At 49.3% G+C, this 14,536-nt stretch carries 13 protein-coding genes; 11 read left to right on the top strand and 2 right to left on the bottom strand.

Annotation, left to right across the window (positions count from 1 at the left end; translation table 11 throughout):
* Positions 1 to 14: 14 nt before the first annotated feature.
* Positions 15 to 1,532, top strand: a complete 1,518-nt coding sequence (locus tag BUC02_RS13075; RefSeq protein WP_073323218.1) for an NHL repeat-containing protein — start codon at positions 15 to 17, stop codon at positions 1,530 to 1,532.
* A 9-nt stretch (positions 1,533 to 1,541) separates the two neighbouring features.
* Here BUC02_RS13075 and dusA read toward each other — a convergent pair whose 3' ends face one another.
* Together dusA and BUC02_RS13065 are read right to left on the bottom strand one after the other, a co-directional pair.
* Positions 1,542 to 2,525 carry a tRNA dihydrouridine(20/20a) synthase DusA gene (dusA, locus tag BUC02_RS13070; protein ID WP_073323216.1) on the bottom strand — a complete coding sequence of 328 codons (984 nt, stop codon included), beginning with the start codon at positions 2,523 to 2,525 and terminating at the stop codon, positions 1,542 to 1,544.
* 119 nt (positions 2,526 to 2,644) lie between these two features.
* A complete protein-coding gene (locus BUC02_RS13065) occupies positions 2,645 to 3,469 on the bottom strand; it encodes a tetratricopeptide repeat protein (RefSeq protein ID WP_073323214.1) in 825 nt (274 codons plus the stop codon).
* Positions 3,470 to 3,612: 143 nt separating this feature from the next.
* Here BUC02_RS13065 and BUC02_RS13060 point away from each other — a divergent pair, with 143 nt between their 5' ends.
* The 10 genes from BUC02_RS13060 to BUC02_RS13020 all read left to right on the top strand — a co-directional run.
* Positions 3,613 to 4,104 (top strand): hypothetical protein, encoded by a 492-nt coding sequence (locus BUC02_RS13060; RefSeq protein ID WP_139261162.1) that lies wholly within the window; start codon positions 3,613 to 3,615, stop codon positions 4,102 to 4,104.
* Positions 4,097 to 4,846, top strand: coding sequence for a hypothetical protein (locus tag BUC02_RS13055; RefSeq protein ID WP_073323210.1), 750 nt, complete (start codon positions 4,097 to 4,099; stop codon positions 4,844 to 4,846). Before BUC02_RS13060 ends, BUC02_RS13055 begins: the two co-directional genes overlap by 8 nt.
* Complete coding sequence (locus BUC02_RS13050; RefSeq protein ID WP_073323208.1) at positions 4,843 to 5,775, top strand: helix-turn-helix domain-containing protein; 933 nt, start codon at positions 4,843 to 4,845, stop codon at positions 5,773 to 5,775. Before BUC02_RS13055 ends, BUC02_RS13050 begins: the two co-directional genes overlap by 4 nt.
* Positions 5,772 to 6,899, top strand: coding sequence for an AI-2E family transporter (locus tag BUC02_RS13045; RefSeq protein WP_073323206.1), 1,128 nt, complete (start codon positions 5,772 to 5,774; stop codon positions 6,897 to 6,899). The genes BUC02_RS13050 and BUC02_RS13045 overlap by 4 nt, the downstream gene beginning before the upstream one ends.
* Positions 6,900 to 7,005: 106 nt before the next feature.
* Positions 7,006 to 7,308, top strand: a complete 303-nt coding sequence (locus BUC02_RS13040; RefSeq protein WP_073053306.1) for an HU family DNA-binding protein — start codon at positions 7,006 to 7,008, stop codon at positions 7,306 to 7,308.
* A gap of 196 nt (positions 7,309 to 7,504) precedes the next feature.
* Positions 7,505 to 7,678 carry a hypothetical protein gene (locus BUC02_RS16310; protein ID WP_170930511.1) on the top strand — a complete coding sequence of 58 codons (174 nt, stop codon included), beginning with the start codon at positions 7,505 to 7,507 and terminating at the stop codon, positions 7,676 to 7,678.
* 323 nt (positions 7,679 to 8,001) lie between these two features.
* Positions 8,002 to 11,220, top strand: coding sequence for a carbamoyl-phosphate synthase large subunit (gene carB, locus BUC02_RS13035; RefSeq protein ID WP_073323204.1), 3,219 nt, complete (start codon positions 8,002 to 8,004; stop codon positions 11,218 to 11,220).
* 684 nt (positions 11,221 to 11,904) lie between these two features.
* Entirely contained in the window at positions 11,905 to 12,438 is a 534-nt protein-coding gene (locus BUC02_RS13030; protein ID WP_175549869.1) for a zinc ribbon domain-containing protein, read from the top strand.
* A gap of 22 nt (positions 12,439 to 12,460) precedes the next feature.
* A complete protein-coding gene (locus BUC02_RS13025) occupies positions 12,461 to 14,176 on the top strand; it encodes a hypothetical protein (RefSeq protein ID WP_139261160.1) in 1,716 nt (571 codons plus the stop codon).
* Positions 14,177 to 14,309: 133 nt separating this feature from the next.
* Positions 14,310 to 14,536 (top strand): transposase (locus BUC02_RS13020; RefSeq protein WP_175549868.1); only part of this gene is annotated, 227 nt, incomplete at its 3' end.

The following is a 14,536-nucleotide window of genomic DNA, read 5'->3' as shown; positions in this document are numbered from 1 at the left end:
GAAAAGGACAAACCATGAATAAAAAACTACTCTCATTACTCGCATCGGTCTCGTTTGCGCTGTTCATGAGTGCTTGCGGTGACGACAGCAGTTCCTCGGCAAGCATTGAATGCTTGGACAACGAAAGCTGCCTGGACGACGAAGATCTCAGCAGTGATTCTGACGATGCCAAAAGTTCCAGCTCGGCCAAGTCCAGCAAGAACAAGTCCTCAAGCTCAGTCAAAAAAGACGAAAAGTCCAGTAGCTCCGAAAAGGTGACTTCTAGCTCCAGTGAAAAGAAGGACGAAAAGTCCAGCTCCAGCACAAAGGACGAAAAGTCTAGCTCTAGCGAAAAGAAAGACGAAAAGTCCAGTTCTAGCGAAAAGGTTGAATCTAGCAGCTCCGAAGCTCCGGTATCGAGTTCCTCTGAAGAACCGCAGTCCAGCAGTTCTGTCGAACTGAAGGTGACGTACCTGTCCACAACCCCGAATGCCGCTGACCTCGAAGTTTCGGGCGACACGCTGTTTGCAGTGTTCCAGCGTTATACTCTGTCAGATGACGGTTATACCGCCCTTTTCAACGACAACGGCTTGCTTGCCCTTTACAAGTTGAGTGACGGAACTCTTCTTGACACCATTCCTCTTGTGACGAAGAACCCGTCGGCCGTGAAGGTTGTGAAGGGTAACGTCTATGTGGCAACCCATGGCGAATACAATGAGTCCTGGGGAACCGATGCCGACGATAACCGCGGTATTGAAAAGATTGACCTGAAGAAAAAGAAGTCTGAACTTTGGGTGAGCGGTACTGCACTTGGTGGCGGTGTAACCTTGTTTGAAGTCAATGCCAAGACGGGCAAAGGCTATGTGGCAATCGACAAGTACTACGGATCGGTGCCCGTCGTGGAAGTGGACCTTGCAAGCAAGAGCGTGAAGAATATCGATGGCGTTACGGATGCGACCGGCGGATTCTTTATGGATGCGTCTGGCAAACTCTATATCGGTGACCGTGGATTCATGGATTGGGAAACCTATGAAATGGGGAACATGAATGTTCGCGTCTATGATGGCACCAAATTGACCGCGATGTTCAAGGACCTCGATCCGGATACGTATGAAGGATTTATGTACCAGCCTGCAGGAATATCCGTAGTTGGTGCTGACACGTTCATTTATATCTCCGACTATTCGTCTGGCAAGCTCTATTGGGTTGTCGATGAAGGTGGAGAAAAAGGTGTCTGCGATGATGTTGACGCTATCGCCTTCTCTGGCGATACGAAAATCGTGACCGTGAACGGCAAACTGTATGTTCTTGATCGCAAAGGAAAGGGCAGCATTTCGAATATCAATGTGTCTGCAAAGGCTGTTAACTGGCAACAACCTTTTGAATCTGAAAACCCCTACGATGTCGTAGCTATCGACAATAACTCGGCTTGGGTCGCCATGTACAATACGGCAGAAATCCGCAAGATTTCCCTTGGCGACGGTTCTACCATTTCGAGCATCGACACGAAGGAATTCAGCGCCAAGAAAGTCGAAGTCGTGGAAGCTGAATAATCAAAAAGACTAAGGCTCAGTAACCAATTCCATAGCCCTGCGGATCAGTTCCGCGGGGCTTTTTGTTTTGGGGGCGTTTTCGCCGAGGTACTGGCGGTATTTGCGGGCGCCGGGCTTGCCGTTAAAGAGGCCGTACAGGTGGCGCACCAAAATGGTGGCGGGCGTTCCGCGGGCGGCTTCCATTTCTACATAGGGGAGGTAGGCCTCGAGTAATGCTTTGCGGCTTTCGGGCTTGGCGGCGTTGGCGTCGCCAAAAATGCGCTCGTCGGCATTGCGCAGGAACCACGGATTTTCGTAGGCTTCGCGACCGACCATTACGCCATCCAAGTCCTGGAGCAGTTCAAGCGTCTGGTCGAGCGTCTTGATGCCGCCATTGATTGAAATGTTCAGCTGCGGCATTTCTGCTTTGAGTCGGTGTACTGTATCGTAGTTCAGCGGAGGTACTTCGCGGTTTTCTTTAGGACTTAGCCCCTTGAGCCATGCCTTGCGGGCGTGAATAATGAACACGCGGCAACCCGCATCGACAATGGTACCTACAAAGTCGCGGAAAAAGTCCCACGAATCGAATTCGTCGACACCGATTCGGCACTTGATAGACACGGGAATGCTCACGGCGTCTTGCATGGCCTTAAAGCAGTCGGCGACCAGGTTCTTGTCTTTCATGAGGCATGCGCCGAAGTTTCCGTTCTGCACGCGGTCCGAAGGGCAGCCGCAATTCAGGTTGACTTCCTGAAAGCCGGACTGTTCGACCATCTTGCTGCATTTGGCCAAATCGGCGGGATTAGAGCCGCCCAGTTGCAGCACCGCGGGGTATTCGAATTCCTGATGGCGCAGGAACTGGTCCGGATCGGTATGCAGCAACGCATTGGTCGTCACCATTTCGCTGTAGAGCAGGATGTGCTTGGACAGTAACCGCAAGAAATACCTTTCGTGGCGGTCGGTGCAGTCAAGCATCGGGGCAATAGATAATCTGCGGTTGAAGTCAAGATTCATAGATGTCGCTTCGCTTTGAGGTATGAGGTCGTGCTAAAGCACTGTGAGGTCGCTTCGCTTTGAGTTTTTTTTGCTCATTGCTCATGCCTCAGAGAGCCGAAGGCTCGACCCCACTGCCACTAAATAAACATCATCGTGTTGAGTTTGGCGCGGTATTTCCACGTGAGTTCGTGCTTCGGGCCGAGAACTCCGAACAAAGTAAGCATCGCCTTCTTCGCGGCGCCGTCGTTCCATTCCGGAGCTTCTACGTACAAGTTCAGGAACGCCTGCAAGGCGCTTTCAAAATCTTCGCTACAGGCGAGCTTGCATGCTTCGTGGTAAACAATCGCTTCTTTGCCTTGAACGTCCTTCTTGGCGGCTTCGGCGTGGAAGTCCAGCAGTTCCAGCAGCGATTTCGCTTCGCGGTACTGGTCGTCGGCTTCGGTGAACTTGGCAAGGACTTCCTTGGCTTTTTCGGTGTCGCCCATGCCGAGGCTTGCCTTTGCCCACAAGAGCTGCAGCTTCTTGTCGTCGGGGGTCTTTGCAAGCGCTTCGTCAAGCATCGGGAGCGCCTGGTCAAAATTCTTTTGGGCAATGGCGTCTTCCAAGGCCATCTGGAAGCGCGCTTCGTCACTCACGAAGAACTTTTCGAGGCGCTTCTTAAGGTCTGCTTCGGGCAACACGCCCTGGATGACGTCTGCAATCTGGCCCTTGTCAACAATGTGAACTTCGGGCACCGAGCGCACGCGGAATGCCTGGATCAGCTGCATGTTTTCGCGTTCGTCGCAACTCACGACGCCAAGCGTAAAATCCATGCTGGTCGAAAGCTGCCCCAGCAATTGGGAATACGGTGCGCAGTCGGGGTACTCTGCAGAAGAGAAAAGCACCGCTACGGCGCGGGTTTCAGAGGCCTGTGCGACCTCGGTTTCAAAATTTTCAGTGGTAATCTGTACAACTTTAGCCATACGCTAAATATAGAACTTAGAACTTAGAGCTTAGAACTTAGAACCAAGATAATGAGCTTTTTTCTAAGTTCTACCAACTAAGTTCTATCAACTAAAATACTATATTCCCCAATATGAGTACATGCCCTTATTGCAAATCGGAGGTGGCAGAAATCAAGTTCCAGCATCTGGACTTGCGCATTTGCCCCAAGTGCTATTCCACGTTTTTCCCGTGCGACCAGACGATGGCCTTCCGCAGCGACCTCACCGACAAGTCCCGCGAGCTCTGGCTCAAGGCGCTCCTTGCCAAGAACGTGCAGGACCCTGTTTGCGAAGACCCCTGCTGCATTGATCACGGCGAACCTCTGGTGCAAGGGAAACTCCCGGATTACGGTTACGACGGCAAAGTCACCTCTTGCTGCAAGATGTTCCACATGCCGCCTTCCATGACCATCACGCTTTTAAAACGTACTTTGGAACACCCGTTCCAGGTGCCCGCTAAAGAAGGCAAGCATCATTTCTTCTTTATCCGTGCGCTCGACGCCGTGGTAAACAAACTCTTTGGCGAAAAGGAACCTGACGAAGATCCGCTGGATTTGGTGCAGTACAGCCTTCACCTGAAACCGATTCTGGAACCTGAAGATTCTAATGGCTAAGACATATATTATAATAGTGGCGATTGCCGCCGTCATTCTCGGCGTATACTTTGCCTTGCCGGATCGTCACTTTGTCGATTCCGTGTTCCCGCTGCACGATGGCGCCTCTGTTTTTGAATACGACGACAAGGCCGATGGCGGTTCGTCCGAGGTGACGTTTGCATTGACGGATTCCTCGGCTTCCTTTAGTTGCATGCTTGGTGCCGATACTGCCAAGAGCGCCTGGTGCGGACTTTTATTGGACCTCAGTCAAGGTGAGGAGGCGGAATATCGCAACTGGACTTTTGTGGATTCGCTGATTTTTGAACTGGAATCAAGCGGAACCGATGAAATCCTTGTGAAAGTCTGGACGTTCGATCCGGATGTCACCGACATCTCCAAACCGCGTACGTTCCGCCTGCTCATGAAGGAAATTCCGCTGACCAAGGGCCGCCAGCGTATCGCCTTCCCGTTTGAACAGTTCTATACGCCGGACTTTTGGTATGACGACGAACATGTCGACCGTACGTTGAACCGCCGTCATCAGGAAACGGTGGCCCGCGTCGAAATCGCTCCGGGCTGGAATCAGCCGCGCGGCAAAAAGTTCTCGCTCAAGTTCTATTCCATTACGGCAAAGGGTGTGAGCAATTTTGCCTTTGGCGTCGTGATGTTCTTAATGCTAGGGCTCATGATTGTGGCGATCGGCCGCACGCATTCGTACAACAAGGAAAACGAAAACAAGAAGGCGGAACCTAAGGCATGAAAAAAATTATCATCGCAACAGCTACGCTTGTTGTTGCTGTCGCCGTATGGATTTGCCTGTTCGTCAAGTTTAGCGCAACTGAACAAATCCTGTTCCCTGGCGGCACGTTCCAGGTGTATGCCGTTTCTGACGCAAATGTGGGTGGATTCTCGACGGTCGAACTTTCCAATCAGGATTCCGTCATTTCTGCCCACGTGAACATTCGCTCGGGCATGGCTTACCCGTATGCAGGTGTGGGCGTTAATTTGCTCTCGGTCAATAATCGCCCGGCAAACGGATTCTTTGACTTCTCGGATTTTGATTCGCTTGTGATTGATGTCGAAACGGTCCGCATGCAGCGCGTGGGCATCAAGATTCTGAATGACGACCCCGTGTACAGTAAAAAGAATGTGTACCAGAGCTATCGCCCGATGGTCGCTCAAGCGCCGGTGATTATTCGCGACCGCGTGAGCCGCGCCTCCGTGTCGATGCTCGACTTTAAAGTGCCTGAATGGTGGCTTGCCATGCAGGGCCTTGAAGAAGACGATGGCCTGCGTTACATGAACCGCGGCATGCTCTTTGAAATCATGAACGGCGAAGGAACCATGCTCGGCATCCCCGACGACATCGTGGTGCGCTCAATCAAACTCTGGGGCGAAAACCGTACCTTCAAGGCGCTCATGTATGTGGCGCTTGTGGTAATGGTTTTGGTGTACGCGGGCGTTGTTGCGCTGACAGTTCGCAATTCCGCAGGCCACATTGCAAATCGCGAAAAGAAACTGGACGAATTGAAGACCCGCATGGCGCAGGCTGCAAAACTCCTGAAGGAATCGGACCGCTCGATTGCCGAAGTCGCACTGGCCGTAGGCGAAAAGAATCCGGCCGCATTCGAAAAAGCTTTCTCCAAAATCTATGGCGTAAAACCTCTAGAATATAAGGCTAAGAAATGAGACGTATTTGGACTGTAGACCGCGTGATGCGGCTTTTGATTATGGCCGCCGGTGTCGGCATCCTGCTTTGGGTGCTGCATTATTTGAGTGGCGTGCTCGCTCCGTTTTTTGCGGCGTTCCTTATCGCCTACATTTTCGATCCGCTGGTTACAAAAATCCAGAACAAGGTCAAGTTTCGCATTGCCGCTGTCATAGTGGTGCTTACGCTCATGATTCTTGTGGTGGGTGGAGCCTTGTGGCTTTTTATCCCGATGGTGGTGGGCGAAATCAGGCACCTTGGCGAATTGATTCCAAAACTGTTTAACGATTCTACGTGGGCCGAACGCTTGTCGATGTTCGTGCCGAAAAACTTGTGGCAAGAAATAAAGACGTTCATTTCTTGGAACAAGGTTGCTGTCGCCATGCAAACTCTCGATTTCTGGAATGCCGCGCAGTCCGTGGCCGGAAAGGTTTTGCCGAGCGCATGGAACGTACTTGCCAAGACTTCTAATTTGTTTGTATGGCTCTCCGGCGCAATCCTCATTTTTATGTACCTCGTGTTCATCATGCTTGATATGCCTAGGCTTCGCGGCGGTATCAAGAAACTGTTTCCGACAAGGTATAAAGAAGGTGCGTCTGATTTCGCAAAGAAGATGGACGTGTTCATGGGTAGCTATTTCCGTGCGCAATCCTTGGTCGCATTGACGGTTGGTATTTTGTATGCAATCGGCTTTGGAATCATCGGACTGCCAATGGGAGTCGCCTTTGGCTTGTTCTCTGGCGCACTGAACATGGTGCCGTACTTGCAGCTGGCGACAATCCCTGTGGCCCTACTGCTGGCAGTGGTCTATGCTCTTGACAAGGGAATGCCTTTCTGGGAAGTGGCCGCCATCGTTGCTGTAATTTACTTGGTGGTACAAATTATCGAAGACATGATTCTTGTTCCGAAGATTGTCGGATCGTCGATGGATTTGCCGCCCGTAGGCATTCTCCTTTCGCTTTCTATCTGGGGAAAGCTGCTTGGATTCCTCGGCTTGATCGTTGCGATTCCATTCACTTGTTTGTGTCTGGTGTACTTAGACAAAATTCAGAAGAAAGCAGACACGATTGTAGAGTCTGAAGGCGAACCACCGCCCGAGGCTTGATTTTATAAGGATTTTTCAAAAATTTTTCAAAAAAAATGTGCCGCGACGCAAAAAAAAAAGTATAATATCACTATAAAATTCTTAACCTACTCAAGGAGTTAATAAAATGAATAAGCAAGATCTCATCGACGCCATCCTCGCTAACAAGGAAGCTGGCATTGAATCCAAGGCTGCCGCTGGCCGCGCTGTTGACGCCGTTCTCGACGGTATCACCGCTGGTATCAAGAAGGACGGTCTCGTTCAGCTGATCGGTTTCGGTACCTTCACTGTTAAGGAACGTGCTGCACGTACCGGCCGTAACCCGCAGACTGGTGCTACGATCAAGATCAAGGCTTCCAAGACTGTTTCCTTCAAGGTCGGCGCTGGCCTCAAGGAAACCGCTAAGAAGACCAAGGTTGCTAAGAAGTAATTTTGCTCTAAAGCGATTTGCTTTTGCACTCGGGATTTCCCGGGTGCTTTTTTTAGTTCGGAACTCAGAATTTTGAATTAAGAATTGCTTGGTAAGGCGGCTTTGCCGCGATTATAAAACTCCGAACGCTAAACTCTGAACGCTGAAATTACTATCTTCTAACTTGTTGAACATCAAATGTTTAGGAGCAAAAATTATGGTTCGCAAGTTTGTTGGTTTCGCCTCTGTTTTGGCTGTTGCGCTCGCTTTTGCTGGCTGCGGCACTGCAAGTACCCAATCGGATGACCACTGCACCGTGGACCCGAACGCTGCGGATTGCGCTAGCGGAGAACCGGAAGAACCGGCGGCTGATCCTGCTGGCGAACCGTAAGCCGAAATTATTTTTCATTTTTTGTGTTTTGCCTTGAAAGCGTTACATTTTTTGTCTATATTTGCGCAAGTTTAAACCTTGAGCGAATTAGACAGGAAGATGAACAAAAATCTTGCAATGTCGAAGCCCCAGAGCTGCGAGACCTGCGCAATCCACTGTGCAACTGCAACGGGTTTTTCCAAGGTTAATAGTTTTTCTGATTTTATTTTTGCTGGACTTTTTAGTTCAGCTTTTTTTTATGTCACCCTGGAGCGTAGCGATAGGGTCCACGAGCACTTTAACACCAGAGTTTAAAAATTAAATAGCAATAACGGAGATAAAAAATGAAGATTGAAGGCATCGACAAAGTCCTTATCATCGGTTCTGGCCCGATCGTGATCGGTCAGGCTTGCGAATTCGACTATTCCGGCACCCAGGCTTGCAAGGCCCTGCGCGAACAGGGTTACAAGATTGTGCTCGTGAACTCCAACCCGGCTACCATCATGACCGACCCGGTCATGGCCGATGCCACTTACATCGAACCGCTGAACGTCGCCCGCCTCACCCAGATTATCGAAAAGGAACGTCCGCAGGCCCTCCTCCCGAACTTGGGCGGTCAGACCGGCCTGAACCTCGCCTCTGCTCTGAGCAAGGCTGGCGTGCTGGACAAGTACGGCGTGAAGGTCATCGGTGTGAACCTCGACGCTATCGAACGCGGCGAAGACCGCGAAATCTTCAAGGAAACCATGCAGAAGCTCGGTATCGACACCCCGCGCTCCGGCATTTGCCACTCTGTGGAAGAAGCCGAAAAGATCGTTGCTGAAATCGGCTATCCGGTGGTGGTTCGCCCGGCATACACCATGGGCGGTGCAGGCGGCGGTTTCTGCTACAACGTAGAAGAACTCCGCACCATTTGCAGTAACGGTCTTGAACTCTCCATGACGCACCAGTGCCTCATCGAAGAATCCATCCTCGGTTGGGAAGAACTCGAAGTCGAAGTCGTGCGCGACTCCAAGAACCAGATGATCGCCATCTGCTTCATCGAAAACATCGACCCGGTGGGCGTGCATACCGGTGACTCCTTCTGCGCAGCCCCGTTCCTCACCATCGACAAGAAACTCGAAGAAGAACTGAAGGAAAAGGCCTTCAAGATTGTGGAATCCATCGGCGTGATTGGCGGTACCAACGTGCAGTTCGCTCACGACCCGAAGACCGGCCGCGTGGTGATTATCGAAATCAACCCGCGTACCAGCCGCTCTTCTGCACTTGCTTCCAAGGCTACCGGCTTCCCGATTGCCCTCATTTCTGCAAAGCTCGCTGCAGGCCTCACCCTCGACCAGATTCCGTACTGGCGCGACGGAAGCCTCGAAAAGTACACCCCGAGCGGTGACTACGTGGTGCTCAAGTTCGCCCGCTGGGCATTCGAAAAGTTCCGCGGTGTCGATGACTGCCTCGGCACCCAGATGAAGGCCGTGGGCGAAGTCATGGCTATCGGCAAGACCTACAAGGAAACCCTCCAGAAGGCGATCCGCGGCCTCGAAAACGGTCGTTCCGGCCTCGGCTTTGCGAAGGACTTCAACAAGAAGAGCAAGGAAGAACTCCTTGAAATGATGAAGACCGCTTCTTCCGAACGCCACTTCCAGATGTACGAAGCTATCCGTAAGGGCGCTACCGACGAAGAAATCTTCGCCGCCACCTACGAGAAGGCTTACTTTGTGCAGCAGATGCGCGAACTCGTTGAACTCGAAGAAGAAATGCTCAAGACTCCGGGCCGCCTGCCTTCCGATGAACTCCTCATCAAGGCCAAGAAGGACGGCTTTAGCGACAAGTATATCGCCAAGATTCTCGGCATCCGCGAAAAGGACGTGCGCAAGAAGCGCACCGAACTCGGCGTGGTCGAAGGCTGGTGCGCAGTGCCGGTGAGCGGCGTGAAGGACCAGTACTACTACTACAGCACCTACAACTGCAAGGATGAATCTACCGCTTCCAACAACCCGAAGAAGATCATGATTCTCGGCGGTGGCCCGAACAGAATCGGCCAGGGCATTGAATTCGATTACTGCTGCTGCCACGCTGCAATGGCCCTCCGCGAAATGGGTTACGAAACCATCATGGTGAACTGCAACCCCGAAACGGTTTCTACCGACTACGATACTTCCGATAAGCTGTACTTCGAACCGATCAGCCTCGAAGACGTTCTCCAGATTTACCACAAGGAAAAGCCGGCTGGCGTTATCGTGCAGTTCGGTGGACAGACTCCGCTGAACATCGCCCGCGCACTCTCCGACGAAGGCGTGAAGATTCTCGGTACGAGCATCGACTCCATTGACATCGCCGAAGACCGCGACCTGTTCCGCAAGATGATGGACCAGCTCGGCATCCCGATGCCGGAAAGCGGCATGGCAACGAACATCGACGAAGCCCTCGCCTGTGTCAAGCAGATTGGCGGCTACCCGGTGATGATCCGCCCGAGCTTCGTGCTTGGCGGCCGCGGCATGGAAGTCATCTACGATGAGAACATGCTCCGCGAATACGTGGCGAAGGCCGTGGGCGTGACCCCGGATCGTCCGCTCCTCATCGACCGCTTCCTCCACAACGCTTTGGAATGCGAAGCCGACGCTTTGAGCGATGGCGAACACGTTTACATCCCGTCCGTGATGGAACACGTCGAACTTGCCGGTGTCCACTCTGGTGACTCCGCTTGCATTATTCCGCCGGTGACCATCACGAAGGAAAACTTGGCAACCATCAAGGATTACACCCGCAAGATTGCCGAAGCCCTCCACGTTTGCGGCCTCATGAACATGCAGTACGCTATCGAAGACGGCAAGGTGTTTGTCCTCGAAGCCAACCCGCGTGCCTCCCGCACGGTGCCTCTGGTCTCCAAGGTTTGTAACACGCAGATGGCCCGCCTCGCAACCCGCCTGATGCTCGGTGCCAAGCTCGAAGACCTCAAGCTCAAGGACAAGAAGTTCAACCACCACGGCGCCAAGGAAGCCGTGTTCCCGTTCGACAAGTTCCCGAAGGTGGACCCTGTTCTCGGCCCCGAAATGCGCTCCACCGGCGAAGTCCTCGGCCTCTCCGACGACTACGCCCTCGCTTACTACAAGAGCCAGGAAGCCGCAGGTTCCTTCCTCCCGAACGAAGGTGCCGTGCTGATTAGCTTGTCCGATAAGGTTAACTTGTCTGAACAGGCTATCGAAATCGGTAAGGAATTCCAGAAGCTCGGCTTCAAGATTTACGCTACCGAAGGTACCGCCAAGTTCTACGAGAAGGCCGGTGTCAAGTGCGAAGTGGTGAACAAGATTGCTGAAGGCCGCCCGAACGTTCTCGATATCATCCTGAACAAGCAGGTGAACCTCATCATCAATACGCCGTGGGCAAAGCGCGATGCCATCAAGGATGAAAGCGCTATCCGTAAGGCCGCCATTAAGTACAAGGTGCCTTACATCACGACCCTCGCCGGTGCCTACAACACCGTCAAGGGCATCGCGGCAGCAAGGAACGGACACGGCGCTGTGAAGAGCCTCCAAGAGTACCATGCAAGCATTGAAGAGATCTAAGGTCCCTGAGCCTGCCGAAGGGCCGTCTCAGCGCGTCATTGCGAGGGGCGAGAAGCCCCGAAACAATCCACTCCTCAAGTGTCACCCTGGAGCGCGAAAGCGCAATAGGGCCCAAAAACATTCAAAGGACTGCAGCGATGCAGTCCTTTTTGTGTATGGAGGGGGAGGAATCCCCCTGGTTCGCACTTCGTTGCTCTCCACCCTCTCTAGCGGGTGCTCAGGCGCCGCGCCCGCAACGCCCGGGCTTACCCCGCCCACCCGCCCAATTTTTAGCTAGGAATAATCTTATTTGTCGCGCGTTAGTGTGATTTTTGCTCTATTTTTAGGTTTTGGCTGATTGAAGTTTCTCTTTTGTTATAAAAAGAGTTATATTAGAATTGTAAAACTTTTTAGAGGTGCTTATAAGTTTAATGCCGTGTTGACATTTTGAGCATTTGCTCTTGTTCTCTACTTTGGAATCCACTAAATTCACGAACACTGAGAATAAGCGTGCAAACGCTCACGTCCCGTTTGGGGCGTGGGTCGTTTTTTGGCTTATTGAGTGTAGGGTCGTAGTGGAACCTCAAAGTACAATGAGCAAGATTCGCACCCGCGTCCTTTTTTTTGTGTGAAATATCTTCTTTGCGATAAAGCATGTGCTCCAATCACTGGTCTTGGATTTGTATTGCCTAAAAGGAGATGATTATGTTTTGCAGCAAATGCGGAAATGAACTTCAAGAAGGACAGGTGTTTTGCCCAAAGTGTGGAACGTCTGTAAAAGTCTTCAGTGAAGTACATAAGTCAGAAAGTAAAGTGTCACCTCTTGCTGATGAATCTTTGGCAAAGTCCCAAAAGGTAAATCCGTTTGGAGATGAATTCTATGAACCTCGTAAAAAGAGGGGTAATGGAAATATGGCTTGGATTATTCTTATTATCGCCATAATCATTGCATGCATTATTGGCATTAATGATAAATCTGCGGGTTCCTCACAAACATCTTCTGCGTCTCCTGAGCAACGCTGTAAAGATGCTCAAGGAAGACCCAAGGATACTGCTTGTCGTATTGCCCTTAGATCCAAAGGCTTTAATGTAGACAAGTATGTTAATTGGGGTGGCGCTGATAATGGCAAAAATGCCGCTATTTGTACTGCGACTGATGCTGCAGGAACTCTATACGCATTTGAAGTTGTTTTCGATGAAAAATGTAATGCTATTAGTGTGAAAATTGCAGATTTTTAGGAAAATAATAAGGGCGGTTCGTATGAAAAAAATGTTCACAATTGTTTTTTTACTAGCGTTTATTGCTTCCTATGCGAATTCCTTTGAGGCTGAAAAAGAATGCTTTGGTATGGATAACCCTAGTTTTGCACGAAAAACCAAGGATGAGATTGTCTTGTATGGGGATAAGAAGAATCCTAAGGTGGCTCTCGTAAAGTATGAGGTAAAGAATAATCCACGTATGCAAGACGGTTATCCAGATCAATCATTTTATATGATTGATCTTCCTAAGGTTGTGAAAAAAGTTTTTTCCATTGAATCATGGAATGATTACTTGTGTGGAAAATTTTTCCCATACGCATATCCCAATGTAAATGAAATAACTTCTGTAAAAATGAAAGGAGGAAGGGCTTCTGTTACGGATAGAGAAAAGAGTTATTATTTTAGAACAATGGATTTTGGTTTGGGCTTGGATACGCCTGAAGCTATAGATTCCTTTTCAATATCAATCCCAGGTAATTTGATTTATAATAACTATCCGGTAAGTAAAGTTTATCCGAATGACTTTGTAAAAAGAATAAGTGCAAATCTCTTTCAAGAAAAAAAAGGATATGCTGAAATGGCTGATGAATTGATAGAAGTTTTTGCAAAGAACGATTTTGAGGCGAGAAAAGATTATATAGAGGAATTAAAAAATAAAAAGTCTAGTATTGTAGCGACTGCTGAAATAATAAGCGATGCGATTGATAACTTTGATGATATGAAGAATGTTGATGAACATACAGATGTGTATAATATGGTTAAATCGTATTTGAAACAGATGAATGATAAATTTGATAGAGTTAGACCTTTTATGACCCCAAGTTCATCTGCATTTGCTGATGCTGTTCAATTATTTTACCAAGAATTTGAAAAACAATCAAATAGATATTTGAAAAAGATTAAAACAAAGAAGAATAAAGAAACGGAACAACATCTTGCAGATTATTCGAAGGAGTCTCTAGAGAATGCAATTGCTATGATTCAGCGAGGCGTGCATGGCTTAGGATTATCTAGTAATGAGTCTGATAGACAAATTGCGTATATTCTCAATGATTACGAAGCAAAATTTACAGAACTTTTGGAATCGATTGACTCAGGGAATTGTGGCTCTGCAAGGGTTGCAAATCCTGCTATATCTAGCTGTTTGAATGATTTTGGATTGATGTTTGATTTATTGGGAATCAAAAAGGTGGTTTATGCGAATAAGGGTGCAAATGAAGCTGGTGTAAACGTCATCGAATTAGATGATGGAAATGTTCTTGCTCTTTACGGAGAAGTCAAAGACGGTAAGGATAATAGGATTCTTATAAAAACCAAGTCATCAAGTATTTCAAGTTTGTTTTTCGATGACTTGGGAAATTTTTTGGGCTCTTTTATTGATGGAGAAAGGTTTCTGCGCAATAATTACCTTCCGCCTATGCAAGTTGTTTATGCGGGAAATGGACATGTTTTGAAATTATATGGGGACGAAGCAAATATGCTAAATGAATCGTTTTTCCCTGAAAATAAATTGTTCTTGTCTGCAACAGGAATTGCTTATCGAGAAAAATTGGCATGTGTTTTTGAAGCTGTCCAAGGAGATATGAAAAAATATAAAGAAATAGTTGGAACGGAGACGATGAATACGGGATCGTTGTCATTTGTAAAGAAAAATGAAAAGTTCCATTCCTTGTCTTGTTCGGAGGGGGTAATTTCACTACCTAAGAAAAGAAAATAAATGTTTTAATTAATACTGTTTTGGGTAACGTATATTTTCTTTCGCAAATTCCACTAAGGGGGTAAAAAAATAGGATGTTCCAATTTTTAGATTTGAAATAACCACAAATCAAACACAAAAAAAGGACCATCCTATGGAAAGAAATATAATCAAAATCGACGAAGCCGGCCTCAAGGACGACTTGAAAACGCTCATCCGAGGCACAGTCGAGGACACGCTCAACGCCATGCTAGACGAGGAGGCGGCAGACCTCTGCAATGCCGAAAAGCACGAACGCTCCGAAGGCCGCAGGAACTACCGCAGCGGCCACTACCACAGGAAACTGCTCACGGGTGCGGGAGAGCTCGACATCGCCGTCCC

This window comes from Fibrobacter sp. UWOV1 (genome assembly GCF_900142495.1).
Classification (GTDB): Bacteria; Fibrobacterota; Fibrobacteria; order Fibrobacterales; family Fibrobacteraceae; genus Fibrobacter.
The sequence above is the reverse complement of the archived record's forward strand: the minus strand, read 5'-3'. Positions and strand labels throughout refer to the sequence as shown.

Excerpts from the sequence above, each read along its gene's own strand:
- BUC02_RS13025 (WP_139261160.1), top strand. The coding sequence starts at position 12,461 with ATGAAAAAAATGTTCACAATTGTTTTTTTACTAGCGTTTATTGCTTCC.
- BUC02_RS13030 (WP_175549869.1), top strand. The coding sequence starts at position 11,905 with ATGTTTTGCAGCAAATGCGGAAATGAACTTCAAGAAGGACAGGTGTTT.
- BUC02_RS13075 (WP_073323218.1), top strand. The coding sequence starts at position 15 with ATGAATAAAAAACTACTCTCATTACTCGCATCGGTCTCGTTTGCGCTG.
- dusA (WP_073323216.1), bottom strand. The coding sequence starts at position 2,525 with ATGAATCTTGACTTCAACCGCAGATTATCTATTGCCCCGATGCTTGAC.
- BUC02_RS13065 (WP_073323214.1), bottom strand. The coding sequence starts at position 3,469 with ATGGCTAAAGTTGTACAGATTACCACTGAAAATTTTGAAACCGAGGTC.
- carB (WP_073323204.1), top strand. The coding sequence starts at position 8,002 with ATGAAGATTGAAGGCATCGACAAAGTCCTTATCATCGGTTCTGGCCCG.
- BUC02_RS13055 (WP_073323210.1), top strand. The coding sequence starts at position 4,097 with ATGGCTAAGACATATATTATAATAGTGGCGATTGCCGCCGTCATTCTC.
- BUC02_RS13050 (WP_073323208.1), top strand. The coding sequence starts at position 4,843 with ATGAAAAAAATTATCATCGCAACAGCTACGCTTGTTGTTGCTGTCGCC.
- BUC02_RS13040 (WP_073053306.1), top strand. The coding sequence starts at position 7,006 with ATGAATAAGCAAGATCTCATCGACGCCATCCTCGCTAACAAGGAAGCT.
- BUC02_RS13045 (WP_073323206.1), top strand. The coding sequence starts at position 5,772 with ATGAGACGTATTTGGACTGTAGACCGCGTGATGCGGCTTTTGATTATG.
- BUC02_RS16310 (WP_170930511.1), top strand. The coding sequence starts at position 7,505 with ATGGTTCGCAAGTTTGTTGGTTTCGCCTCTGTTTTGGCTGTTGCGCTC.